23 protein-coding genes are annotated in these 24,370 nt (G+C 59.3%); 7 read left to right on the forward strand and 16 right to left on the reverse strand.

Annotated elements, in window-relative coordinates:
• The first annotated feature begins 145 nt into the window (after positions 1-145).
• Genes BUA94_RS20330 through BUA94_RS20355 form a run of 6 tightly spaced genes read left to right on the forward strand, consistent with a single transcriptional unit; the run spans position 146 to position 6,230 of the window.
• On the forward strand, positions 146-772 hold the full coding sequence (locus BUA94_RS20330) for a DUF6962 family protein (protein ID WP_073015180.1): 627 nt from the start codon (positions 146-148) through the stop codon (positions 770-772).
• Positions 773-780: 8 nt separating this feature from the next.
• On the forward strand, positions 781-1,899 hold the full coding sequence (locus BUA94_RS20335; RefSeq protein ID WP_073015181.1) for a cyclic nucleotide-binding domain-containing protein: 1,119 nt from the start codon (positions 781-783) through the stop codon (positions 1,897-1,899).
• A 48-nt stretch (positions 1,900-1,947) separates the two neighbouring features.
• Positions 1,948-2,883, forward strand: a complete 936-nt coding sequence (locus BUA94_RS20340; protein WP_073015182.1) for a fatty acid desaturase family protein — start codon at positions 1,948-1,950, stop codon at positions 2,881-2,883.
• Positions 2,884-2,895: 12 nt separating this feature from the next.
• Complete coding sequence (locus tag BUA94_RS20345; protein ID WP_073015183.1) at positions 2,896-4,113, forward strand: SAM-dependent methyltransferase; 1,218 nt, start codon at positions 2,896-2,898, stop codon at positions 4,111-4,113.
• The gene (locus BUA94_RS20350) at positions 4,110-5,294 is read left to right on the forward strand and encodes a glycosyltransferase (protein WP_073015184.1); all 1,185 of its coding nucleotides are present in this window, start codon (positions 4,110-4,112) and stop codon (positions 5,292-5,294) included. Before BUA94_RS20345 ends, BUA94_RS20350 begins: the two co-directional genes overlap by 4 nt.
• A 3-nt stretch (positions 5,295-5,297) precedes the next feature.
• Positions 5,298-6,230 (forward strand): diacylglycerol/lipid kinase family protein, encoded by a 933-nt coding sequence (locus BUA94_RS20355; RefSeq protein ID WP_084082151.1) that lies wholly within the window; start codon positions 5,298-5,300, stop codon positions 6,228-6,230.
• On the opposite strand, the gene BUA94_RS20360 is transcribed toward BUA94_RS20355, so the two are convergent.
• From BUA94_RS20360 to BUA94_RS20420, 12 genes are all read right to left on the reverse strand, one after another.
• A complete protein-coding gene (locus tag BUA94_RS20360) occupies positions 6,216-7,433 on the reverse strand; it encodes a hypothetical protein (protein WP_208980178.1) in 1,218 nt (405 codons plus the stop codon). The two genes, BUA94_RS20355 and BUA94_RS20360, sit on opposite strands and share 15 nt — an antisense overlap.
• Positions 7,434-7,631: 198 nt before the next feature.
• The gene (locus tag BUA94_RS20365; RefSeq protein ID WP_073015186.1) at positions 7,632-8,171 is read right to left on the reverse strand and encodes a c-type cytochrome; all 540 of its coding nucleotides are present in this window, start codon (positions 8,169-8,171) and stop codon (positions 7,632-7,634) included.
• Positions 8,168-8,455 carry a copper-binding protein gene (locus BUA94_RS20370; protein ID WP_073015187.1) on the reverse strand — a complete coding sequence of 96 codons (288 nt, stop codon included), beginning with the start codon at positions 8,453-8,455 and terminating at the stop codon, positions 8,168-8,170. Before BUA94_RS20370 ends, BUA94_RS20365 begins: the two co-directional genes overlap by 4 nt.
• Before the next feature lie 67 nt (positions 8,456-8,522).
• Positions 8,523-9,935 carry a multicopper oxidase family protein gene (locus tag BUA94_RS20375; RefSeq protein ID WP_073015245.1) on the reverse strand — a complete coding sequence of 471 codons (1,413 nt, stop codon included), beginning with the start codon at positions 9,933-9,935 and terminating at the stop codon, positions 8,523-8,525.
• 26 nt (positions 9,936-9,961) lie between these two features.
• Complete coding sequence (locus BUA94_RS20380) at positions 9,962-11,473, reverse strand: TolC family protein (protein WP_073015188.1); 1,512 nt, start codon at positions 11,471-11,473, stop codon at positions 9,962-9,964.
• Complete coding sequence (locus BUA94_RS23395; RefSeq protein ID WP_073015189.1) at positions 11,470-11,703, reverse strand: hypothetical protein; 234 nt, start codon at positions 11,701-11,703, stop codon at positions 11,470-11,472. The genes BUA94_RS20380 and BUA94_RS23395 overlap by 4 nt, the downstream gene beginning before the upstream one ends.
• 722 nt (positions 11,704-12,425) lie before the next feature.
• Positions 12,426-13,253, reverse strand: a complete 828-nt coding sequence (locus BUA94_RS20395; protein WP_175558094.1) for a carbohydrate ABC transporter permease — start codon at positions 13,251-13,253, stop codon at positions 12,426-12,428.
• Entirely contained in the window at positions 13,253-14,131 is an 879-nt protein-coding gene (locus tag BUA94_RS20400) for a carbohydrate ABC transporter permease (protein ID WP_073015192.1), read from the reverse strand. The genes BUA94_RS20395 and BUA94_RS20400 overlap by 1 nt, the downstream gene beginning before the upstream one ends.
• A gap of 114 nt (positions 14,132-14,245) precedes the next feature.
• Complete coding sequence (locus tag BUA94_RS20405) at positions 14,246-15,517, reverse strand: extracellular solute-binding protein (RefSeq protein WP_073015193.1); 1,272 nt, start codon at positions 15,515-15,517, stop codon at positions 14,246-14,248.
• Positions 15,518-15,592: 75 nt separating this feature from the next.
• A complete protein-coding gene (locus tag BUA94_RS20410; RefSeq protein ID WP_073015194.1) occupies positions 15,593-16,657 on the reverse strand; it encodes an ABC transporter ATP-binding protein in 1,065 nt (354 codons plus the stop codon).
• Between the two features lie 10 nt (positions 16,658-16,667).
• The gene (gene arfA / locus BUA94_RS20415; RefSeq protein WP_073015195.1) at positions 16,668-18,179 is read right to left on the reverse strand and encodes an arabinosylfuranosidase ArfA; all 1,512 of its coding nucleotides are present in this window, start codon (positions 18,177-18,179) and stop codon (positions 16,668-16,670) included.
• 146 nt (positions 18,180-18,325) lie between these two features.
• Positions 18,326-19,255 carry an ArsR/SmtB family transcription factor gene (locus BUA94_RS20420; protein WP_073015196.1) on the reverse strand — a complete coding sequence of 310 codons (930 nt, stop codon included), beginning with the start codon at positions 19,253-19,255 and terminating at the stop codon, positions 18,326-18,328.
• 714 nt (positions 19,256-19,969) lie between these two features.
• On the opposite strand from BUA94_RS20420, the gene BUA94_RS20425 reads away from it, so the two are divergent.
• Complete coding sequence (locus tag BUA94_RS20425; RefSeq protein WP_073015197.1) at positions 19,970-20,749, forward strand: TIM barrel protein; 780 nt, start codon at positions 19,970-19,972, stop codon at positions 20,747-20,749.
• 122 nt (positions 20,750-20,871) lie between these two features.
• Here the strand turns inward: BUA94_RS20425 and BUA94_RS20430 are convergent, their stop codons facing one another.
• Genes BUA94_RS20430 through BUA94_RS20445 form a run of 4 tightly spaced genes read right to left on the reverse strand, consistent with a single transcriptional unit; the run spans position 20,872 to position 24,362 of the window.
• On the reverse strand, positions 20,872-21,609 hold the full coding sequence (locus BUA94_RS20430) for an ABC transporter ATP-binding protein (protein ID WP_073015198.1): 738 nt from the start codon (positions 21,607-21,609) through the stop codon (positions 20,872-20,874).
• A complete protein-coding gene (locus BUA94_RS20435) occupies positions 21,606-22,448 on the reverse strand; it encodes an ABC transporter ATP-binding protein (protein ID WP_073015199.1) in 843 nt (280 codons plus the stop codon). Before BUA94_RS20435 ends, BUA94_RS20430 begins: the two co-directional genes overlap by 4 nt.
• Positions 22,435-23,292: an ABC transporter permease gene (locus BUA94_RS20440; RefSeq protein ID WP_235860665.1), complete on the reverse strand. Its 858-nt coding sequence runs from the start codon at positions 23,290-23,292 to the stop codon at positions 22,435-22,437. The genes BUA94_RS20435 and BUA94_RS20440 overlap by 14 nt, the downstream gene beginning before the upstream one ends.
• 41 nt (positions 23,293-23,333) lie before the next feature.
• Positions 23,334-24,362 (reverse strand): ABC transporter permease, encoded by a 1,029-nt coding sequence (locus BUA94_RS20445; RefSeq protein WP_073015201.1) that lies wholly within the window; start codon positions 24,360-24,362, stop codon positions 23,334-23,336.
• Positions 24,363-24,370: the final 8 nt, after the last annotated feature.

The raw sequence follows: 24,370 nt of genomic DNA on the forward strand, positions 1-24,370 counted from the left end.
TTGCCAAAGGGCAGGCGTCAAGGCTGCCTGGCAGGCAAAGCCGTTATGGTCCCCGCACAAGCCTTGCTGTTGCCTTTCTTCATTCCTGCGGTCCTGGCTGCCGGTCCACTCCCTTTATTTGCGCATTCTTCGAAAGAGGTTGCCGGTGCTTTCTGAACTTGCCCTTTCCGCCTTGACGGACGTCATCCTCGCCTGCGAGCTGTTCTTTCTCGCAGGTCTGAGCCTGCGCCCGGAAGTGAAGCTGTGCTCCCCTGCCGGCATTTGGGGCATCACCCTGCTTCTGATCGGTCTAGCCTCCATGCTGGGCGCGATTGATCACGGGTTCTTTGAAGCAATCGGCCATGAAGGCCACCGGCCAATGGTGGTCATCACCCGGGTGGTGATTGTCCTCGGCAGCCTGGCCATGATCTGCGCCACGGCAGCGCAGTATCTTCGCGGCAAGGCACGCATGGCCCTGATCGGCCTGGGCGGATTGCTCGCCTTATGGCCGCTCTTCATGATCCTGACTTCCGACGATTTCCTGTCGGTCATCCTCTACTATTCGATCGGACTTCTGCTGCTGGCAGGTTTCAGCGCGGCAAATCTCAGCCGCCAGAAGAATGCAGGGGTGATGCTGGTTGGCATTGTGCTGACCCTCGCGGTCTCGACCATGATCCCGCTCCAAAGTGACGGTTTCTGGGGGCTTGGGCTCTATGCAAGCTATCACGTATTGCTGATGCCGATTGTCTTCCTGCTGTATCTCGGCGGCCGATCCTTCCGGACCGGGTGTTGAGGATCGTCATGAGCACGTGCCTGGACCTTCCCGCAGAGGCTGCAGAGATCCTGTCTGCCTTCTCCGCAGATATGGACCCTTCCATCCAGAGTGCCCTGCAACAAGCTTGCAGGCTGAAGCCGGTCGCCTCGGGCGAACCAATCCTCACGGAAGGGGCGGTCGGCTCAGTGCTTTATCTCGTTGTCGCAGGAACGTTCGGCGTCTACCGCCGCGACCCGCTGGACCAGACGGACCACCGGGTTGCGGTCGTCTCGACCGGACAGGCCTTTGGCGAAATGGCCCTACTTGACGGGGAGCCCCGCTCGGCTTCGGTGCGAGCGGAGGAAGCAGGCTGCCTGATCGAGATTGATCCCGATGCCCTGTCAAAGCAGCCTGACGGTGTCCTGCGCCTTTCGGAATTCAAGGGCGAGCTGGCATCCCTGGTGACCCGCCGCATGCGCGCTGCCAACCAGGAGCATGTCGCCGCATTGCAGAGAGAGCTGAAGCTGCGGGAAGAACAGCAACATTTCGGCAAGTTCTTCGTATATTCGCTGATCATGATGTCCATCGGCACACTGGTGAACAATGTGCTCGCCCGGTCGCTTACCAACATCGACATCTATACCGCCGTCTTTGCCTGGCAATATCTCGCGGTGCTGATGGTGCCGAGCCTTCTCATTATCTGGCATATGCAGATCCCGCTGTCCGAACTCGGCTTGACGACGCGCGGACTTGGCAAATCCATGAGGGAAGGGGCCCTGGTATCTGCCGGGCTATGCGCAGTCACCTTTGGCCTAGCGGCAGGTCTGCGTTATTTCGATGTGCTTCCCGGCAAGGCCTTGCCTTTTGACCCCTGGGGAAGTGCCAGCTATTTCCTGCACAGTGCGCTTCAGGAAGTGATTGCCCGAGGCTTTTTGCAATCGTCTTTCCAAAGGTTCCTTGGTGACAAGCGTGGTTGGCGCTCAGTTATTCTTGCCTCTGTCCTGTTTGGGATGTTTCATCTGCATTTCGGGCTTCCTGCCGTGCTGATGACCATTGCGACGGGATGTGTTTTCGGCTGGATTTACATCCGGCATCAGAACATCGCTGGTGTCGTCCTCATCCATTACATGATGGGTGTGGCGGCATTCAATTCTGGACTTCTTTGATCCATTTTCTCAAGCAGCTACAGCAGAAAACTGCGACAGGTTGAAGCCATGGTAGATCGAAAATACTTTATCCCCCGTCCCGCCATCTATTACCGGGATTTCGGGTTTTATCTGGTTCTGTTTGTCATCGGCATGGTGTGGGGATCACAGGCCACCTGGCCGACGCTAATCCTGCCATTGCTCCTGGCCGCCGCCGGGCTGCACCGGGCAGGCCTCTTCTGTCACGAGATCGTTCACATCAAGGACGCCTCGCTGAAACCCTTCCAGTATCTTTACACCTGGACAGTTGCCCTACTGGTGATGGTGCCACCCCTGCGCTTTCAAGTTCCGCATCTCGCCCATCACAGGCTTGGCGTCTTTGGCACCCCTGAAGATCCCCAGTATCCGCTGGTCCGCAACAACCCGATTGCCATGACCATGGTGCTTCTGGTGATCCCCTTCATCGTACCCTTCACCAATCTTTTCATGACCTTCACGGCTGCCGCCGGTGCGTTCAGTACAGAGCAGGCCATTGACCGCTGGGCCATGCGCAAGTTCGGCTTTTCGCTCAGCTCACCTCTAACGGAAGAGCAGCAGGCTGAAGTCAGCCGGCATGCCCGCGTGAACCTGCTGTTGCTTGCAGCCGTTGTCATCTTCATTCCCGGAATCCTGCCGTTCTATTATGCGGTTCTCGTCATCGGCTGGGCGCTGCTGACGGCCCGGATCCCGCTCGAGCACGAATTGGAGCAGCTCATGGAGACGTCTGGCCGGCAGGACCAGATGATCGACAGTTTCACGATTGAATCTCCGTTTGCCCTGATCGTGCAGCCGGTCGGGTTCCGCTTTCATACCGCCCATCACATGTATCCGGCCGTGCCCTACCACAACCTTCCGGCCTTGCATGAACATCTGAAGCAAACTGTTCCGGAATACCGGGACAGCATCATTTCCCTTTGGCGCGCCATCCGCGGCCCCAAACGCAGCGCAACAGCTTCCCATTCCTGATTTGAAAGTCATATGATGAAAGATATTATCAAGCAGCTGGCGGATGCCATGTCCGCCGCAGAGCCAGATGCACAGTTTGCTGTCCGCTTTTGGGATGGCACAGGCTTCACCATCGGAGCCGCCCCCGAATTTACCCTGCACTTCAAGACACAGCGCGCGTTGTCCAGGGTCCTTTCCGATGCCTTCATGGGCTTTGGCGAGAGCTATATGCTGGGCGAAATCGACGTCGAGGGCGACATCAAGAAGCTATTCTATCTCGGCTTCGCCATCGACTTTGCCGAACGGCCGATGTCCTTGATGCTCCGCCTCAAGCTCTTCTTCCACTTCCTGCGCGCTCGCAACACGATCTCGAAGTCGCGCGAGAACATCTCCTTTGCCTATGACATCGGCAACGAGTTCTACGAAATTCTGCTGGGCAAGGGCATGATCTACACTTGCGCCTATTTCACCTCGCCCGACGAGAGCCTTGATCAGGCGCAGCGCAACAAGCTCGAACTGGTGTGCCGCAAGCTTGCCTTGAAGCCTGGCGAGCACATTGCAGATCTTGGCTGCGGCTGGGGCGGGTTCCTGATGTATGCCGTGGAAAACTACGGCGTGACCGGCGTGGGCTACACCATTTCCTCCGAGCAGCGGGACTATGCGCTTGAGCGGATCGCGGAAAAGGGTCTGTCGGACAAGATCGAGATCCGGCTGAAGGATGCCCGCGAAGCCGAAGGTCTCTACGACAAGGTGGCCTCGATCGGCATGGTCGAGCACATGGGCAATGCCCAGATCCCACCGGTGTTCGAACGCATCTCCAAGATCCTGAAGCCCGAGGGACTTGCCTTGGTGCACACCATTGGCAACGACATCGAACGGCCAATCGATCCCTGGATCGACAAATACATCTTCCCCGGCACCCAGGCGTCACCCCTGACCACCATGATCGAAGCTGCCGGCAACAACGGCCTCAGCATGATCGATCTGGAAAACCTGCGGCTGCATTATCCGCCGACCGTGCGCTACTGGCTGGCCAATTTCGATGCCAACATCGACCGCATTCGCGAGCTCTATGACGACAAGTTCGTCCGCAGCTTCCGGCTCTATCTCGAGATTGCCAGCTCCTCCTTCAGCTGGGGCGACAACAAGCTGTTCCATCTGCTGATGACCAAGGGCCTGAACAACTCCGTCTCGATGACCCGGGCGCAACTTGTTCTTCCCAATGACCGGGCCGTGGAACCGCGCGTATGACCGCTCCGGTACATGTGGTCATTCTCTATACGGACGCAGGCGGTGGCCACAGGGCCAGCGCTTGCGCTCTCAAGGCTTGCCTGGAGGCCACAGGCCGCTATCGGGTCACTTTGCTCAACCCCTACCTGGACCTGATTGCCCATCTCGATCTCTTCTCCCGTTTCGGATCGCTGACCGGCGAGAACATCTACAATGAAGTCATTCTCCGGAAGGGGCGCACGGGCCTGGGATGCTGGCTTTTCTATGCTGCTCTCAGACTGAACTATGTGCTGTGCGAGCGCCCCGCAATCCGGATCCTTGCCCGGCATTTTGAGGACATTCAGCCGGATATCGCCCTGTCGGTCATGCCTCTTGGAAACAAAACCATGCTGGAGGCTTTGAAGAGGTACCGGGCGGGGGCCGGAGCGGACCGCAAGCCCAAGGGCGCTGTCATGATCACCGATTGGGCCGAACTGGCGCCGGGTGTGTGGTTCCCCAATCGCGATGACTACCATGCCATCTGCGGCACGGAAGACGCCTTGCGCTCGGCCCGGAAGCTGAAGCGTCTGAAGGGCAAGGTTCATGCAATGGGCGGTCTTCTGATCCGCCCGGAATTTACGGACCCTGCTCTCCGGAAGACCCCGGACCTTCCAGGGTTCGATCCCGCACGCCCGGTTGTCACTGTGCTCTATGGGGCTCAAGGCAGCCAGCGGATGCTGGCGCTCGCCGAGGCCATGGCCAACACGGACCATGACGCGCAAGTGGTCTTCTTGTGCGGCCGCAACGCAGCCCTCAGGGCAGAACTTGCAGCGCTTGACCTGCCATATCCGAACCAGATCCTTGGCTTCACCGACCGGATTGCGGACTATCTTGCCGCGAGCGACCTCTTCATCGGCAAGCCTGGTCCCGGCTGCACCAGCGAAGCGCTGGCCCTCGGCCTCTCTCCCTTGCTTGACCGCAGCCTCGCGCTGCCTCAGGAGGCGGCAGTCCTTTCTCACGTCCAGAAGACCGGACTTGGGCGATCCTTCGCCACCATGGACGATTTCCAGCGCGAATTCTCCAGCGCCCTGAAGGCACTTGACCCTCGGGCACACCACCGCCCTGCGTCGGCCAACAGCTCGCCAACCGATGTTCTGCGGATCATCGACCAGATTGCCGGTGAGCGCCATGTCAACGCTGGGGCAACGGCGGTGAAGGCCTGAGCCATGAGCGGACCGGGGGATCGCTCTTCACCCGCAAGCGTGACCGCATCGCCAAAAGCGCTGCGGATCCGACTGATCTACAATCCGCGGGCGGCACGACGCAGACAGCGCCGGTTTGCCGGGGTCTTAAAGCGGCTGCGGGATGCAGGCCACAATGTCGAGATCCTGACGACGGAAAAGGCAGGTGATGCCGGTTCCCATGTCCGATCCGCCGCGCCCGGCAAGGTGGACCTGATCGCGATTGCCGGCGGCGATGGCACGATGAATGACGCCCTGCAGGGCATTGGCCCCACCACACCTCCCATCGGGCTCATTCCGCTCGGCACGGCAAATGTGCTCGCCCATGAACTCGGCATCGGAACCAGGCCCGGCCGCATCGTGGAGACCCTCGTCTCGGGCCGGACGCAAGCGATCCGTCCAGGCGAAGTCGCAGGGCACCGGTTTATGATGATGGCCGGTGTAGGTCTCGATGCACAGGTCGTTGCCTGTGTTCCCCGCGCCCTGAAATCCCGGCTCGGCAAAAGCGCCTATCTTCTGGAGGTCGTACGGACCCTGTGGCGCTGGCGTGGCGCGGACCTGCGGCTACGGGTGAATGGTGAGACGATCGCAGCGGGTACCGCAATTTTCTGCAGGGGCAAGCGTTATGGCGGCCGGTTCATGCTGGCACCGCACGCAGACCTATTTTCCCCGAGCCTGCAACTTGTCCGTTTCCCACAAGGGCGGGCTCTTTCGGTCTTCCTGCGTTTTCTGATGATCCCCAGCGGACAGATTGTCCGGCTGGGACTTGCAGAGGAGCGCCCGGTCGAAAGTCTCGAGATCCTGTCACCGGAAGGCGAACCGATCCAGGCCGATGGCGATATTGTCGCCCACGCTCCCGCGAACATCCGGCTCTGTGACCAGACCGTGCATTTCCGTGTTCCGTCAGACCGTCTCTGAGGGGCCTTGAGCCGTTAGTCCGCCGAGCTCAGCCAGCCGCCGGCAAGCGCTCATCCAGTCAAAATCCTTCCGGATCGCAGCCGGATCTTCCGGCAGAACCTGCAAAGCACTTTGAAGCGCTGAAACCGCACCATCAAGATCATCGTAGAAATGCGCGTTGGGATAGGCCTTGAAAGGCAGGTTACCCGGACAATCCGGCAGGACGACATGCCGTCCAGCCACCAGCGCATCGGCCGTCGCCGTGCACAGAACCTCGCTGCGGGAGGGGTTCACCATCACCCGGTAGGGGCCGATATCAGACCAGAACCGGCGATTGGCTCCCAGGAAACGCAGGTTCGCCCCCTGATCCTGCGCAAGGACCTTCACAGCCTCCTCATCGGGACCCGAACCGATCACATCCATCGCCAAGCCAGATCTGCGGGCGATTTCGACAAGATCAGCCAGCCCCTTTTCCCAGATCAGTGCTCCCAGAAAATAGATGCCCTGATCTGAAGCCTGAACAGCTGGCGCCTTTGCATAGGCCGGCATCACCCCAGTCACCCGCTCCACCGCCATGGTGACGCCGGGCAGGGAAAGGGCAGGGGACAGACTGAGAGGCAGATCAATTCGACGGCGGATCGCATCCCCATGGAGATAGGAAACCAGTTTCGAAAGGGGCCGGCCCATCGGCAGCCCCGACATGCGGATATAGGTGTCGTAATCCGTCATGCTCAGACCGATGGTCCGGTCCGCCCGCGCAGCGTTGCGGCCCCGCGACAGGGGGTACCAGCTCAGATGTTCCGGCTCGTTGGCGACAAGACACCGGGTGGGAGGCACGGCCCGGAAGACGTCTTCCATCGGCACGATCGACCCCATGGCCCGCGAATAAGCCGCGGAATACGGCTGGCATTCCGGCAGGGTCAAGCCTGTCAGATCCCTTGCTTCCCGCGCCAGCCACTCGACCTGTGCCTCGAAATCCTCGAACCGCTGCTCTCCCCAGAGCCCGATCTGCGATTTCTCGGATAGCCAGGGCAGCAGATAGGTCACACGATAGCCAAGCGCCGCCAGACCGCAGGCCTGCCAGAGGGAAATGAAGGCAGGGCCGGTCATCCAGGGCAGGGCGGCAGTGGTCGCGACAACCGCGTCCTGAACCGGTTGCCCGCCTGAATGCCGTTCCCTCGCCTTGGAGCTCTTCGTGCCAATGGCCGTTTGAAGCATGGTCATTCCCGTTGTCAGGCCGAGGCATTGAGGCACTTCGGCAAAAAGGCACCTGCAAAAATGCGTGTCCTGCGCATTCAAGGTCAATGGCAGAGCGGCGTTGTTTCAAGAGAAAAGGAAATAATCCCAGGCCTTTGGACTGTTAAACGCCGGAATGCTTCGCGCAAGCCAGCCGGAGGAACAGCCCCCCGACTGGCTTCAAACTTACATTTTCTGCCGGAACTTCTCATGGCAGGCTGAGCAGGCCTGTGCGATCATCATGAAAACACCATCCGCCGGCATGGCAGCAATCGCCGCTGGATCATTCATCGACATGTGCCCCGCCATATGGCCGCCCATATCCTTCATCAGGCCATTGTCCGCAGCGTCCATCAGGCCACTGGCCAGCAATTCCAGCTGATTGGACATCTGAGTGAATTCGTCCCAGTTCTCCCAGATTTCCTCCCGGGCCTCGGAAGGCATCCCGCCGGTCCCTTCCGGAAAAAGCTTTGTCAGCGCTGCGCCGGAGTGAGACCGGAGGATCTCCGCCTGTGCCTTGACCTGCGCCGCATCATAAGGCACGGCGCCCTTCATCATGCCGCCGAGAGCCTTCGCGGCATCCCGTAGCACGACCATAAGCTCCATCCGTTCCTTGACCACCCCTGTTGCCTTGCCATGCCCATAAGCAATGGGGGCAATAGAGGCACTGACCATGAGAACGGCGAGACTGACAACTCCCGCGACGCAGACACGCCCGCGCCTCATTGCTTGATCTCCGTGACGGTCAGATTGCCCTTGATCCGCTCTGCGGTGAACTCGATCTCGTCCCCCTCCTTGAGCTGACCGAGCATGGCTTCATCGGCCACCCGGAACGGCATGGTCATGGCCGGCATGTCGAGGTTTTTCAGGTCCTCATGGGCGATGGTAACCTTCTTGGACTTCAGATCCACCTTTCGCACCGTGCCCTTGGTGTAGTCAGCCGCCAGCGCCTGGCCAGCAAGGCTCAACCCGAGGATGGCTGTGGCCATCAGTTTGAATGCACGTCTCATTTTCGCTCCTCTCCATGATAATTCCGAGATTGACCGGCCGTTGGCCGGTCAATTTCTTTCCTTCAAATCAATGATGCTGACCGTGTCCTGAGTGCCCCTCTCCCATGACGGGAGCAGTTTGTCCTTGGGAGGAGGAGGGGGCGACCGCTCCCGAACCTGCAGGATCGCTTGCCCGGGTGACGTCCGGCATCTCACCGGTCCACTCCCAGGGCTGTGTGCCGGGAGGGTTCTCGTACCAGCCCGGATCGGCATAATCTCCAGCCGCTATGCCCTCCCGCACCTTCACGACGGAGAACATCCCGCCCATTTCCAACGGGCCATATGGCCCCCAGCCGGTCATCATCGGAACCGTATTGTCCGGCAAGGGCATCTCCATCGCGCCCATTTCCGCCATTCCGGTGCTGCCCATGGGCATGTAGTCAGGCTGAAGGAGCCGGATCTTGCGGCTGACGGAGGTCTTGTCGGCTCCGATGAACGTGGGCACGTCATGGCCCATGGCATTCATGGTGTGGTGGGACTTGTGGCAGTGAATGGCCCAGTCCCCCAGGTGAACCGCGTCAAACTCATAGGCCCGCATCGCCCCCACCGGAATGTCGATCGTGACTTCCGGCCAGCGTGCTTCCGGCCGCACCCAGCCTCCGTCCGTGCCGGTGACCTCGAAATCGTAGCCATGCATGTGGATGGGATGATTGGTCATGGTGAGATTGCCGACCCGCACCCGCACCCGGTCCCCCTTAGACACCACAAGCGGGTCGATGTTCGGGAAGATCCGGCTGTTCCAGGTCCAGAGGTTGAAGTCGGTCATGGTCATGACCTTGGGCACATAGGACCCCGGATCAATGTCGAAGGCATTGAGCATAATGAGGAAATCCCGGTCTACCGGCATGAAGGCCGGATCCTTGGGATGCACGATGAAGAACCCCATCATGCCCATGGCCATCTGCACCATTTCATCCGCATGCGGGTGGTACATGAACGTGCCCGACTTCACGAGATCGAACTCGTAGACATAGGTCTTTCCCGGCGGGATGGCCGGGTGAGACAGCCCTCCGACCCCGTCCATTCCCGAAGGCAGGATCATGCCGTGCCAATGCACGCTGGTGTGTTCTGGAAGGCGATTGGTGACGAAGATCCTGACCCGGTCCCCCTCTACCGCTTCGATGGTCGGACCAATCGACTGCCCGTTATAACCCCAGAGATAGGCCGTCATTCCTTCCGCCAGTTCCCGTTCCACCGGTTCGGCAACCAGATGAAATTCCTTCACACCGTTGTTGGTACGGAAGGGGAGGGTCCAGCCATTCAAGGTAACGACGGGCGTATAGGGAACACCGGTGGAAGGCGGCGGAGTGATTTGCGTTCCGGCTCCCTCCATGACGGCAGCTTCGGGCAATCCCATGTTGGTGGTCTTGGCCCAGGCTGTCGCGGAAACGAGAGCGGTGCCACCAGCCGCAGCACCGAGCAGTTGCCGGCGGCTCATCATGGCCGCAAAATGCTTTATGGACGTCATCAGTGTCCTCCTCCACCAGCTTCGGCTGTCATTTGAGGCGCCGCACCACCGGCGGACGCGGCTACACCGCCTCCAACGATTGCAGCAGCAAGATCGGCTTCGGAGATCCAGAATGCGCGTTTCGCATCGCTTGCCAGCAAGGCGGTGTTGATCCGCGCCCTGGTATCGGCCAGCAGATCAAATGTGCTGGTGATCATGCCGTTGTAGGTCAGCAGGGCTTCCGCCTCGACGGTCTTGCGCAGAGGCAGAACAGCATCCCTGTAGTGACGGGCGATCTTGTGAGTGGATTGATAGGCCGTATAGGAAGAACGGGCTTCGGACCGGATCGTGACGGCCTTTTCCGCCAGACGGTTGGCCGCCTGCATATAGGCAAACTCCGCCTTGCGCAGGCTGGCCTTGCCGCTGTCAAACAGGGGAATGGCGAACTCGAGCTCAATCTGAGGTGTCGCCACAGTCTTCTTTGACTTGTGCTCCTCCAGGCTGCCGCCATCGAGTTCGTATTCGGTTTCGATCTCCCGCTCGGCTTCGACGCCGGCGATGAGCTCCAGATCACTCACATAACGGGTCGCGTTGGTCAGCTTGTAGCTCTGAGCCACGGCTTCCAGCTCCAGTTTCGCAATCTGAAGATCGATACGGCCGCGCAGCGCGTCGCTCTCAACAGCACGAATGCGGCGGGGTGAACCGGGCAGGCGCGGCAGGGCGTCTGGAACAAAGTAATTGGTATCGTCTCCCCAAAGCCCCATCAGACGCGTCAGCTGCTCCTTGGCCAATTGAGCGGCGAGCCGCGCCTGTGCCTTTTGCCCCGTCAGCTCGGCATAGAACGCATGTTCCCTGGCCTGAGCTGCCTTTGGCATGGCCCCCGTCTCGCCGAGCTTTTGCGCCAGTTCGGAAGCAGCATCGGCTGCCGCCTGTGCCTGGTTCAGGAGCGTGACCGTCTCGAAAGCCGCAACGGCCTCGATCCACGCCCTCCGGGTCTGACTTGCAAGAGCAAGGGTTGCCTCAACGGCACTGGCCTGGCTCTGGCGGAAGCGGATATCGGCGATGTCGACGCGGCGCTTGCGCGTGGACAGGGACAGAAGATTGGCCGCGACCATGCCCTCAAGCGTTCTGATGCCATTGACTTCAGGGGCTGCAATGCCAAGCAGGCCAATCGAAACGACCGGGTTTTCCAGCATGGTCTCCTGCCAGGCATCTGCAGCGCTCATGCCGAGTTCCGCATAGGCCGACTGAAGACCGCGATTGTTGAGAAGCGCCACCTGAACAGCCGTATCGGCAGTGATCGTCTTTCTGAACACGAGGCCATGGACACGGTCCGCGGTTGCCCTGGCCTGATCGGCATTCTGGATCCAGACCGTGGACTTCCCAGCCATGCGGCGGGACGTTTCGCCCGCCACGGAAGCAAACCCGGGCTCAGCTGCAGAGTAGCTGTCGATCTGATCGGCTGAAACACACCCTGAAAGCAATGCGCCGAGGAGCGTGACAGCAGCGAGCTTTTTGGCTTTTCCGGTCATGAGCGGCCTCCCGAGGCGGGAGCCTGCTCGTCGTTCATCTGACGCCAGGACCTTGGATCGACCGGCTCGCGATGGGAATAATCAACCGGGCTCCCAGCGAAGGACGCGGAACCAAGACCAAGGCTTGGATCATCCGGCGCTGGTCCGGAAGCGAAACTCGGCAAGGGATCTGCCGATGCGCAGGCCCCAAGCGCGACAAGCGCCAGAGCTGCAAATATGCGGAATATCATGGGGACTCACGGATCTGAGCAAGAACAGGATCGCTCTGCCAAAGGCAGCGCGGTTCTCTATCTGCAGCGTGTGCAGGGTCAGATCAGTGTTTGGGAGGGCGATCCAGGGGCACCAGCGACGCCGTGACAAGGGCGCGCAACGGCAACTGATAAAGAGGAGTCTGATCCGTCTGTGCCGTCAGGCTCGCCTGAACTGCAGGCAACCCGCCGAAGCACATGAACGGACAGCAATTTTCAGACTGGGCATGCTTTCCGCTGGAGCCAGCCGAAGTGTCGCAGCCATCGACCGCCAAGTCTGCCACAACACGATGATCGCCATGATGTGCCGAGGCCGTTTCGCCGGAATGGTGATGCTCTGCCTTCCCGCTCTCTTGCGCGACGGCGCCTGGAGCAAAAGCCATATGATGCGCGGACGCACTTGCCTGAAAGGCGCTTCCCGTCAGGAAAAGCACCGCAAAAACCGTCAGAAGCAGCTTTCGCAAGGGCAAGAATGAGGCGATCATTCCTGATCACTAACCCGGTTGCCGCCCGGCGCAAACTGAAATCTATGTGATGGCGGGAATTTAAACAGATGGCGGGTTCATACCTCCCGTCAAGGATAGAAATTAATCAAACCATATTGAGCCATCTATATCCGACGTTTCAATAGGCTGAGTTGTCTACAGCACCAAACTCATCCATCAAAACAATTCGTTAGATGGTTTGAATGCTTCCACTTGTTCCTAACCCTTGACGCCGGATGATATCATCACGGCCTCGGTCACCTTTTTCTGGAAGATCAGATAGAAGACAGCCACCGGCATGGCACCGAGCAGGGCGACAGCCATGAGGCGGGCATAGTAGACACCAAAAGCGTCATTCACCTGGGTAATGCCCACCGGTATCGTCATCATGTTCTCCGTCGTCACCACCAGGAACGGCCAGAAAAACTGGTTCCAGGCCATGATGAAGGTGATGATCGCCAGAGCCGTGGTAATGCCCCAGTTGAGCGGCAGATAGACCCTGAAGAGCAAGGTATAGTCACCGCCGCCATCGAGCACCACGGCCTCGCGCATCTCCTTTGGCACCGCGTCAAAGAACTGCTTGTAGACGATGATCACTACCGGAACGATGAGCTGGGGCAGAATGATGCCAGCCCAGGTGTTGATGAGCCCCATGTCGTTCATCAGGATAAATTGAGTAACGATGAGAGCCTGCGACGGCACCATGAAGCTTGCCAGCACCACGCCATAGAGCAACTTGCGACCTGGAAAGCGCATCTGAGAAATGGCGTAGGCGCACATCATGCCCGAGACCAGAACGACTACAGTGATGATCACCGAGGTGGCGATGGAGTTCCAGTACCAGGTCAGAAGCTTTGTATTGAACAGGGCGCTGGCATAAGCGGTCAGGTTGAACTCGTCCGGGATAAGCCCTGCCGCGTCGCTGACAACCCGGTCTTCCGTCCGGATCGAGGTGATGAAGGCCCAGTAGAGCGGGAAGGTCCATAGTACCGCAGCGAGCAAGCTGCCACCTGCAAGTATGCTGTTTTCGAGTTTTCTGATCTGCATCATTTCTGCCCCCTGGAGCGCAGCAGCTGGAATTGCAGCACCGAAACGACCATGATCACCACGAAGAGGACCACGGCGATGGCCGAGGCATAGCCGCCATGATTGAGCTGGAAAGCCTCGCGATAGACCATTAACAGCAGCACATAGGATGAGTTGAAAGGTCCTCCCTTAGACATCAGGTAAACCTGGTCGAAGATCTTCAGCTGCAGGATGAGCTGCAGGGTCAAGATCAGAGCGGTGACTGGCCACAGCAAGGGCCAGGTGACACGGCGGAACATCTGCCAGCGGGTTGCGCCATCAAGCGAGGCAGCCTCATAGAAATCCTGCGGAATATTGCGCAGGCCTGCAATGAACAGAAGCACATTGAAACCGTTGGTCCACCAGATGGTGACGGCTGCGACCGTTGGCATGACCCAGTATGGGTTCTTGAAGACCGGGATCGACTTGCCGTAGAGGCTGGCAAAGAGCGGCTGTATAATGCCGAACTGGAAATCGAGCATCCACATCCAGATCTCAGTTACTACCGAGACCGGCAGAATATAGGGAAGAAAGAAAAGGGCGAGGACAAGCGCCTGCAGCGCTCCCTTCAGCCGGTTGATCGTCAGGGCTATAGCGAGCGCCAAGGCCGTGGTCGGCACCACCGTAAGCAGGACGAAATAGCCGTTGTTCTTCAGCGAGGTGAAGAAAAGCCGATCGCTCATCAGGCGCTTGAAGTTTTCCAGCCCGATCCAGTGTCCGTTACCGATCAGCGGGGCGTCTGTGAAACTCAGGAGCACCATGCGGACCGTTGGATACAGAAAGACCAACGCAAAGGTCACGACGAAAGGTGCAATCAGCGACATGGCGACAGCCACATCCCTGCGCCGATTGGTAATCATGGCCACTTTTGTCGGTCTCCCTGGTTAGAGCGAAGAAGCACGGGAAACCGCCATGGAACGTGGCCGTCAAGACCCCGCCCCATGGCGATCAGGTGGGGAGGTCCCCCTCCCGTCCTAGTGCAGCTTGGCCTGAAGCTCTGCCTGGAGCTGTTCGGCCGCTTGCTGCGGATCCATGTAGCCGTGCATGGCTGGCGAGATGATGTTGATCGAGGCGTCATAGACCGGGGATGCAACGCCGGCGATAACGGAGCGCGGGTCATAGGCGGCTGTCTCAGCCAGGCTGGAATAGGTAGCGTTCGGCTCCATTTCCTTGAAGCTTTCGCTGGTGGCCACCGGCTTGTAGGCCGGAATGTGGCCGGCACCGGCCCAGGCCAGGGAGTTCTTTTCCATCCAGCCGATCACAGTCATGACGGCCTTGCGCTTTTCCGGGCTCATCTTGGAGCCGGCAGGAATTGCGAAAGCATGGGAGTCCGCCCAGGTTGCGGTGGTGCCAAGCAAGGTAGGAATCTGGATCGCGGTCCACTCGAAGCCGAGCTTGTTCTGGGCTGCCAGGTCGATCATGGTAGGAACTTCCCAGACGCCATTCATGTGGAAGGCAGATTTCCCGGACGTGAAGAGGGCCACGGAGGCCGGATATTCCGCCTGCTCCGGCTGCCAGCCTTCCTCGTGCCAATGGGTCATGATTTCAATGGCCTTGGCAGCCTTGCCCAGATTGTCACCGGGGAGGACCTGGCCATCGGCGATCAGTTCACCGCCCTGCTGCTTCATCAGGGTGTAGAAAACGCGATAGGTGCCGCCATCATCGCCAGTGGCGTAAGACAGAGGGGTATCCGAGCCGTTTGCCTTGGCGAGCGCCATGGCTTCCTCGAAGTCGGCGAGACTCTCGATGCCGGTTACATTGCCCTTGTCATCAAGGAAACGAGAGCCCTTGAGGTAGCTTTTGTTCACGTAGAGGACGATAGAGTGAATGTCGAAAGGAACGGCATGCAGAGCGCCATTCTCGTCGCTAGCCGCTGCGATGGAGGCCGGAAAGAAGTCAGACTTCGACAGACCGGCTGCGGCCATGTCCTCATCGGAAATGGTGTCGAGCACGTTCTCTTCCAGACCAAGCGGCATGCGCGACAAGTGATAGGTCATAACGTCGGGCCCCTGGCCGACGGTCACTGAGGTGCGGACCTTGGTGTAGAAGGGGACACCCCATTCCAGAGTGGTGCCATTGATCTGAATATCAGGATGCTCTTCGTTGAAGCGCTGGATCAGGGCCTTCATGCGGACGCCGTCGCCACCGCTTAGAAAGTCCCACCAGGTGACATTCTGTGCGGCAAAGGCTGGCAGGGCGGCGAAGCTCATGGCCCCGGCTGCGAGAAGACGTTTCACGTAATTCATCTATTCCTCCCTTTCCTGAACCGGCGGGTTTCTCCCAAATGCCGCCGGGGTGCATATGCGAAGTGAGCGTTGGCGCTACCTCATGCGATGACCTTCCGTGTCGAAGACCATGATCTTGTCCGGAGAACAGGCGAGATGCAGCGTCTCGCCCATGCGGGCGTGTTCGCCGTCGCGCCATTCCACCACGATTTCGGACATGTCTGGGCGGCGGGTATGCAGGAAGGAAAGGCCTCCCAGCTCTTCCGCCATTTCCATTCTCACCGGCAACCCGGTTTCGCCAACGCGAATATGTTCCGGGCGCAGACCGAGAGCTACGCTTGTGCCCGGTGCCGGCGTGGCATCGATGCGCGCGACCATCTCGGTGCGATCAACCTCGAGGATGGTCAGATCGCCCTCGCGGCCGGTGACGGTTCCCTCCAGAAAGTTCATGGCCGGTGAACCGATGAAGCCCGCGACGAAGCGATTGTCTGGATCGCGGTAGAGATCCAGCGGTCGTCCGGACTGCTGCACGATGCCGCCCTTCAGCACGAAGATCTTGTCGGCGAGCGTCATGGCTTCCACCTGGTCATGGGTCACATAGATCATGGTGGCCCCGATTTGCTTATGCAGGCGCGCCAGTTCGAGCCGCATCTGGACACGGAGTTCTGCATCCAGATTGGATAGAGGCTCATCGAAGAGAAAGACTTTGGGTTGGCGCACGATTGCGCGGCCAATTGCGACGCGTTGGCGCTGACCTCCGGAGAGCTGGGAGGGTTTCTTGTGAAGCTGCTCCTCGAGCCGCAGAATGGCCGCCGCCTCGAGAACCTTCTCTTCGATCTCCCGTTTCGAGGCCCGCCGCAGACGCAACGAGAAGGCCATATTCTCGTAGACGCTCAGATGCGGATAGAGGGCGTAGGACTGGAAGACCATAGCGACTCCGCGCTTGGCCGGCTCCGTCCAGGTGACATCTTGTTCCTCGATGGAGATCTGACCCGAGCTGGTGTCCTCCAGCCCGGCGATCGTTCTCAGAAGCGTGGACTTGCCGCAACCCGAGGGGCCAACAAAGACGGCGAACTCGCCAGCGGCAATGTCCATGCTGACGTCGTGGATGACTTCAACCGTGCCAAAGGACTTCCGGACATTGCGAAGCTGTACGGCCATGGTCGCCTCCTCACGCTACGTCGAGACGCAGCACGTGATAGGAAAGGGGGCGCAGCTTGCCCTTCAGCTTTCCATCCTCGACGCCCACGCCGCTGCCACGGGTCGGCACGACCTTGTCCTGCGTGATGGGACCGTTGGTTTCGCTCAGGTCATGACCTTCCATAGCGATGTGGTCAGCCAGGGTCGGGTTCGCAAAACCATGCAGCGAGACGTCAAGATCCGCAGACTCGGTTAGGTGGCGATTGACGAAGAAGAGCGTCAGCTTGCCAGCTTCCTTGTCGTGCACGCCGGCAACATCGAGATAGCTGACATCATTGGCGACACTGCAATCGTAAGTGCCGGCATCGACAGCGATGTTGAGCGCATCACCGCGTCCATAAAGCGATGCGAACTGATACGGGTAATAGATGGTTTGGCGCCAGGCGGGGCCGCCCTTTTCCGCGCGGATCGGCGCAATCACATTGACCAGCTGGGCGATACAGGCAATCCGCACCCGGTCGGAGCGGCGGATGAACTCGTTCAGAAGGCCCGCAACGAAGAGCGCGTCCTCGAAATTGTAGTTCTCTTCGAGAAGCGCCGGGGCTTCCGGCCAGTCCCATTCCTTGATGCGGCGGCCATCTTCCTCGCGGATGTGATACCAGACGTTCCATTCATCGAAGCAGATATGAACGTCGTTCTTGGCGCGCTTCTTGGCCTTCACATAGTCAATCACGCCACCGATAGTCTGGATGTAGCGGCCGGTTTCCTCGATCTTGCCGAAATAGTTGAGCGTGTCCTTGCTCTTGTTGCCGAAATATTTGTGCAGCGAGATGTAGTCGACATTCTCGTAGCACTCCTCCAGCACTTCGCGCTCCCATTCGGGATAGGTCGGCATGCCGTCGTTGGAGCTGCCACAGACAATCGTCTCGATGGTCGGGTCGAAGCCCTTGAAGGCCTTAGCGGTTTCGTTGGCCAGCCGCCCATACTCGGTGGCAACCTTGTGGCCAATCTGCCAGGGGCCGTCCATTTCGTTGCCCAGGCACCACATCTTCACGCCGTAGGGCGCCTCACGGCCGTTGCCGCGGCGCTTGTCAGACCAGGTAGTTCCACCGGGAAAGTTGACATATTCGAGGAAGTTGCGGGCGTCTTCCAGACCGCGGGATCCGAGATTGACCGCCAGCATCATGTCGATACCGGCCTCTTCCGCCCAGATCGCGAAGTCGTCGATACCGACCTGGTTGGTTTCCTTGCAACGCCAAGCCAGATCCAAACGCACGGGGCGCTGGTCTTTCGGACCGAGACCATCTTCCCAATTGTAGGCAGAGACGAAATTGCCGCCCGGATAGCGGATGGCAGGGATCTTCAGGTCCTTCACAAACTTCAGGACGTCCTTGCGGAACCCATGGGCATCGGCTTCCGGATGCCCAGGTTCGTAGATACCGGAATAGATCGCCCGGCCCATATGTTCGATGAAGGCGGAATACAGCCGCTCGTCGATTGTACTAATCCGGAAATCCCGGTGCACGACAACACGTGCTTTCATAAACGCTCTCCCAACTATATCTATAAATCAGATATAAATCTGAATTTACGATAAGAATGTGATGGAGAATGTTTTTGTCAAGCGCATAAGTTGTTGCATTGCAACCGGCAGTCGGAAAATCGACGGATTGAGACTTGGTAAATCTATCAAGATCGCTTGTGCAGGCGCAGCAAAATGTCCTGATCATAATTTCCAAACCCGCGACCAAAGACGTTGATCCCGCCGGGGTGACGCCCGTCTGCCTTGACCTCGATCTTCAAGCGGACCGAACGGTGGTCGTCCAGCTCCAGCTCTGCCGCTGTGACATCGGAAATCTTGTGCCCGTCCACAAACGTGCCCAGCGGTCCTACGCTCCAGGTCTTCAGCATACCGTATTGCGACCCGGACAGCTTCCACCAGTCAGGGGTATAGGTGCCGCGCTTGTCACCGAAATCCCCCGGAGAAGTCCAGACTCCCAACTCTTTGCCGTTAATTGACAAGACGATGTCAGAGGGCCAGTTGCTCATGGTTCCGGGAACTTCGGAACTGACCTCGATGACCACATCGAGGCTTTCGATTCCGGAACCGGTCAGCTTGGCGTTGTTGGGGAACTGGTATTCGATGAAGCCACTGGTAAACCAAAGCAAAGCAGCTTTCATGCGGTCCGGGTCCATGAAGGTTTCAGGCACGTCCAACAAGCCAATTATGCCTTCGGTCGAGCAGATTCCGCAGGGCCCGGTAACCTGGCTGTTGGTGTAGAGGCCGAGCGGCATGGAGACTTCGATCTGGTTCGGCTGGACCTTCTCTTCGGCTGTGCGGAACGCAAGGATCACCTCGTCATAGACCGGATAGCAAATCTTCTGGCTGCCCTTCCGCGCCTTGAGGACCTCTGTCCTAATGAGCCCTACTTCCTGCAGGATCTGCAGGTGCGAGGAGACGGAAGACTGCGGCATGCCCGCAGCCCGTGCCAGCGCATTGACGTTCATACCGGGATCGCGGGAGAGTTCACGCAGGAGCTGCAATCGGGTTTGAGAGGCGATGGCCTTAAGGATGTCTGCGTCCTTGTCGAGATCAATGACGAGGAAGTTCCGGCTCATGGAATACCCTTGCTTTGTATTCTGTTTGTCTATTTGTATCGAAAAATTCGATAAAGACAATCCGGCTTTGGGCACATGTCGACTGAACGCAAACAGGCAGTCTGCTTGTAGGCTTCTGAAGGCCGCAGGCCGCAGGCCGCAAGGGGCTGGGAAGCAGTGTGTCTTGATCAGGCCGCACAGCGACGGGACGGGGTTCCTTGCGCCAGCTTTCACTCTTGCAGCGTTCGTCAGTGCAAGACGGATGGAACTCAAGCCAAGTGTGATTTATTCCTGATTGATAACCTATTTGCTTTAAACAGAACTTGCGCTTTGGAATAGCGCATCCATACAACTTTGACATTGATTAGCATCAGACGGACAGGAAGTGTCGTATCTCGAACTGGCCCAACCTTCGCATTACTAAATGGCGGCGTTTCATTTCATTCAAATCCATCACGAGATAGAATTTTATATTTCAGTCTATCCTAGCAGGTGCAACGCCGCTACAAGGCGCTATTATGCACTATCTAATTGGATTATAATGTTGTTTGCCAAATTTGGCAGCATGATAAGGCCATATAAGGACCGTCCTTTTCTTATAGTATTCCGTTCGTGCAATGTGGTGTCTTCCCGGTCGGCATCATGAAATGAAGTGGCTCAAAACCCTCGCCGATAGCCGTTCCGGGCAATTCACATTTGTCAGTCCTCCTCCAAAAACGTCAGGATTTCCGAAGAATGACCGTGCCCTTTCGCCTTGCCGCCTGTGCCGAGATGCTCTGGCAGGACAAACCCATCGAGTGGCGTGCCGCAAGGCTGGCAGATCTGGGCTTTTCCGTCGGTCTCTGGAACTGGCCGGAGCATGATCTGGCCAAGCTTGAAAAGTCCGGCGCAAACTTCACCATCATGAACGGGTTTCTGGAGGGCAGCCTTGCGGATGACGCAGGCGCGGAACGTCTTCTGGCAACGGCCCTTGAAACCGCTCAGGTCGGAAAACGGCTTGGCGTCGAACGTCTGAACCTGCTCGGCACATGTCTTGGAGAGGGCGGCCTGCCGGTCGTCAGAACGCATGCGGTGACCGGAGCCATGTGGCTGAAGGCCCGCGACACCTTGAACCGCGTCTGCGACATGGCGGAGAAGGAAGGGGTGGTCTTCACGCTGGAAAACCTCAACCCGCTAGATCATCCGGACTGTCCCTTTGCCACCACGTCAGATGTCCTCGCGCTGGTGTCATCGATCAACCGGCCGGAGCTGCGGATCAACATCGACCTCTATCACACGCAGATCGGCGAGGGAGACCTTATCCGCTGGTGTGAAAAGTGCCTGCCGTGGATCGGCGAGGTCCAGGTGGCCGATAATCCTGGCCGGTGCGAACCCGGAACCGGTGAAATCGCCTTTGCAGGGGTGGCCAAGGCCCTCGACCGGATGGGTTACACCGGAATGGTGACGCTGGAGGCCTATGCGGCGGGCGATCCGGATGCGGCACTTGAGGCCTTCCGGACAGCTTTCACACTCTGACAAGCAAGTTCAGAGCAGACATAAAAAGACCCGCTCTGACACATGGCCAGAGCGGGTCTTTTCCTTATTCCTAGCGGCGGCCCTATCGATCCGAGCCGGTCAGAAACAGCAGTTCTGCCGGTTTACAGATAACTCGCTTCGAACAGCTGCTTGGAATAGGCGTGATGGGTCTCGCCGCGCGCAAGGTCCGACTTGTCGAGTTCATCGACGAACAGACCGTCCTTCATCACCAGCACCCGGTCGCACATGTGGGCAATAACGGCGAGGTCGTGACTGACCAGAACATAGGTGAGGCCGCGTTCTTCGCGCAGGTCCGCAAGGAGGTTCAGCACTTCCGCCTGCACCGACACATCGAGCGCCGAGGTTGGCTCGTCGAGCAACAGCACCTCCGGTTCGAGCATCAGGGCCCGGGCAATGGCGACACGCTGGCGCTGCCCGCCGGAAAGCTCATGCGGGAAACGCTCGGCGAAGGCAGCCGGTAGGCCGACCTGTTCGAGGGCAGGGGCAACGCGGTCCCAGCCTTCGCCGGTCTTCATGGCGCGCGCTGGCTCAGCCAGAACGCGCTCGATACGGTGGCGCGGATGGATCGAGCCATAGGGATCCTGAAACACCATTTGCGCCAGCGTCAGATGCTCCCGGCTGCGCACCCGCTCCACCGGCTGACCGTTCAGACGGATTTCGCCTTCCCAGTGGCGGTCCAGCCCTGCGAGTGAACGCAGCACGGTGGACTTGCCGCAGCCCGATTCCCCGACGATGCCGAGGGTTTCTCCCTTGGCAACCTGGAAGGAAACGCCCTTGACCACCTGCTTGCGGCGCTCGCCGCTGCCAAAGGACACGGAGAGATTGCTGACTTCGATCATGGACGGGGCTCCAGTGCATCGATGGCGGGGCGGTCAAGCACCTGCAGGCGCCGCACCGGCTTGCGCGGGTCGGGCATGGCTGCGATCAGGCCGCGGGTGTAGGGGTGCTGGGCATCTTCGAGCCGGGTCAAGGTCTCGACGACCCGCCCCTTGTACATGACCAGAATGCGCTGGCAGAAAGCCGCCACCATGCGAATGTCGTGGCTGATCAGCATGAGGCCGGAATTGTTCTCACGCACCAGTTCATCCAGAAGCTCAAGCACATCGCCGCGCACACTGACGTCAAGCGCCGAGGTCGGCTCGTCGGCAACCACCAGGCGGGGCTTGGCCAGAAGCATCATGGCAATCATCACGCGCTGGCCCATGCCGCCAGAAATCTGGTGAGGATAGAGCTCCATCACACGTTCGACGTCCGAAATACGTACGCGGGCGAGCATTTCGGCAGCCTTGGCGTAGGCCTCTTTCTTGCCGATCTTCTGGTGAAGAAGCGCGGCTTCCGCCACCTGCTTGCCAACCGTCAGCACCGGGTTCAGCGAATAGCGCGGGTCCTGCATGATCAGCGACATGCGATTGCCGCGCAGGCTGCGCATCTCGCGTTCAGAGCGGGTGAGAAGGGGTGCGCCATCAAAGTCCAGTTGATCGGCCTCCACCTTCGCCGCGCTAGGCAGAAGCCGCATGATCGCACGCCCGAGGGTAGATTTCCCCGAACCGGACTCACCGACGATGCCGAGGCGTTCCGTTCCAAGGTCGAAGCTCACGCCATCCACAGCGTGGATTTTGGAACGGGCAAAGCGCACCGTCAGATTTCGGACGGTCAGGACGGTCTCAGGAGCGGGCATGGCGGGGATCCAGAATGTCGCGGAGCGTGTCGCCGACGAGATTGAAGGCCAGGCTGGTGAGAAGAATGGCGATGCCGGGCATGACCGCGACCCACCAGTTGTCGAGCATGAAGCGGCGGCCGCTCGAGATCATCGCGCCCCATTCGGGGGCAGGGGGCTGCGCGCCAAGGCCCAGGAAGCCGAGCGCGGCGGCGGTCAGGATGATCCCGGCCATGTTGAGCGTCAGACGCACGACAACGGAAGGAATGCACATCGGAGCGATGTAGAGGAACAGCAGCCGGAGCGGCGAGGCGCCGTAGAGACGGGCTGCTGCGACATAGTCCGTGTTGCGGACGATCAGGGTTTCCGCGCGTGCCAGACGAGCAATAGGGGGCCAACCGGTCAGGGAGATGGCGATGATCGCCGTCTGAAGGCCTGCACCGATGGCAGCGGCAAAGGCCAGCGCCAGGATCAGCGAAGGAAAAGACAGCACGATGTCGGTGAAACGCATCAGGATTGCATCCGTTCGGCCGCCCGCGAAACCGGCGACGATCCCGATCAACATGCCAATCGGCCCGACAATCAGCGACACGGCCAAAACGGTCTGGATGGTGATGCGGGTGCCGTAGATCAGGCGGGAGAGAATGTCGCGGCCGAATTCGTCCGTACCAGCCCAGTGCGCCCAGCTTGGCGGCAGAAGGGCCTGCTCCAGGTTCTGGGTCGAAGGGCTGTAGGGCGCGATCAAGGGCGCAAAAATCGCCACGATCACGAGCAGGGACAGCACAAGAAAGCCGAGCATGCCGACCGGCTCGTGGGAAAGCTTGTCGAGGGCATTGCCAAGGCTGCGGCGAAGCCGTGAGAGCATCAGGCCGGACTTGCCGCGGGCAGGAGACGTGGAGGCGAGGCTCATGCGGTCACCTCACGGGTGCGCGGATCAAGCATCAGATAGGCAAGATCGGAGAAGAAATTGAGCATCATGAAGATAAGTCCAATGATGAGCGTTCCGGCCACGACGGCATTCATGTCGCCGATCAAAAGGGCGTTGGTCATGTACTGACCGATGCCCGGCCAGGAGAACACCACTTCAGTGACTACGGCGCCTTCCAGAAGGCCGCCATAGGAAATGGCAAGCACGGTGACCAGCTGAACCGCGATGTTGGGAAGCAGATGCCCGGTCACGATGCGCCAGTTGGAAGCGCCCTTGGCGCGCGCGGCAATCACGTAGTCCTGATTGAGCTGCTCGAGCGTGAAGCTGCGGGTCATGCGCGTGATGTAGGCCATCGCCGAATAGGCCAGGATACAAGCCGGCAGAATGATGTGGCTGACCGCGTTCCAGAACACCTCATAGTCGCCCGCCAGCAGGCTGTCGACGAGCAGCAGGCCGGTCCTGGGTTCGATAAGGCCTTCCAGATAGATGTCGACCCGTCCGGGGCCGCCCACCCATGCCAGCGTTGCGTAGAAGACGACGAGGCCGAAGATGCCGAACCAGAATACCGGAATGGAATGGCCGACGAGGGAGATGACACGGGCGAACTGGTCGAACCAGCTGTCCCGGAAGAATGCAGCCGTCATGCCGAGAGGGACGCCAATCAGCGTCGAAAGCATGATGGCGAGTGTTGCCAGTTCAAGCGTCGCAGGGAAGGCAGCCGCGAGATCCTCGATAACGGGATTGCCGGTCAGGATCGCCTTGCCCAGATCGCCCTGCAGCAGCGAAGACAGATAGACGAAGAACTGCTGGTAGACAGGCAGGTCGAGCCCGAGCCGGGCCCGCATGGCGGCGAATGTGGCAGGGTCTGCCAATTCGCCGACAATGGCACCGACAGGATCGGTGGGAAGCACGCGGCCGATCACGAAGGTGACCACGAGGAGAAGGAAAAGGCTGACGAGCAACTGCCCGAAGCGCTTTCCGAGGTCGAGAAGAGAGAAGTCCTTCATGATCGGCC

Source organism: Roseibium suaedae, from assembly GCF_900142725.1.
GTDB lineage: Bacteria > Pseudomonadota > Alphaproteobacteria > Rhizobiales > Stappiaceae > Roseibium > Roseibium suaedae.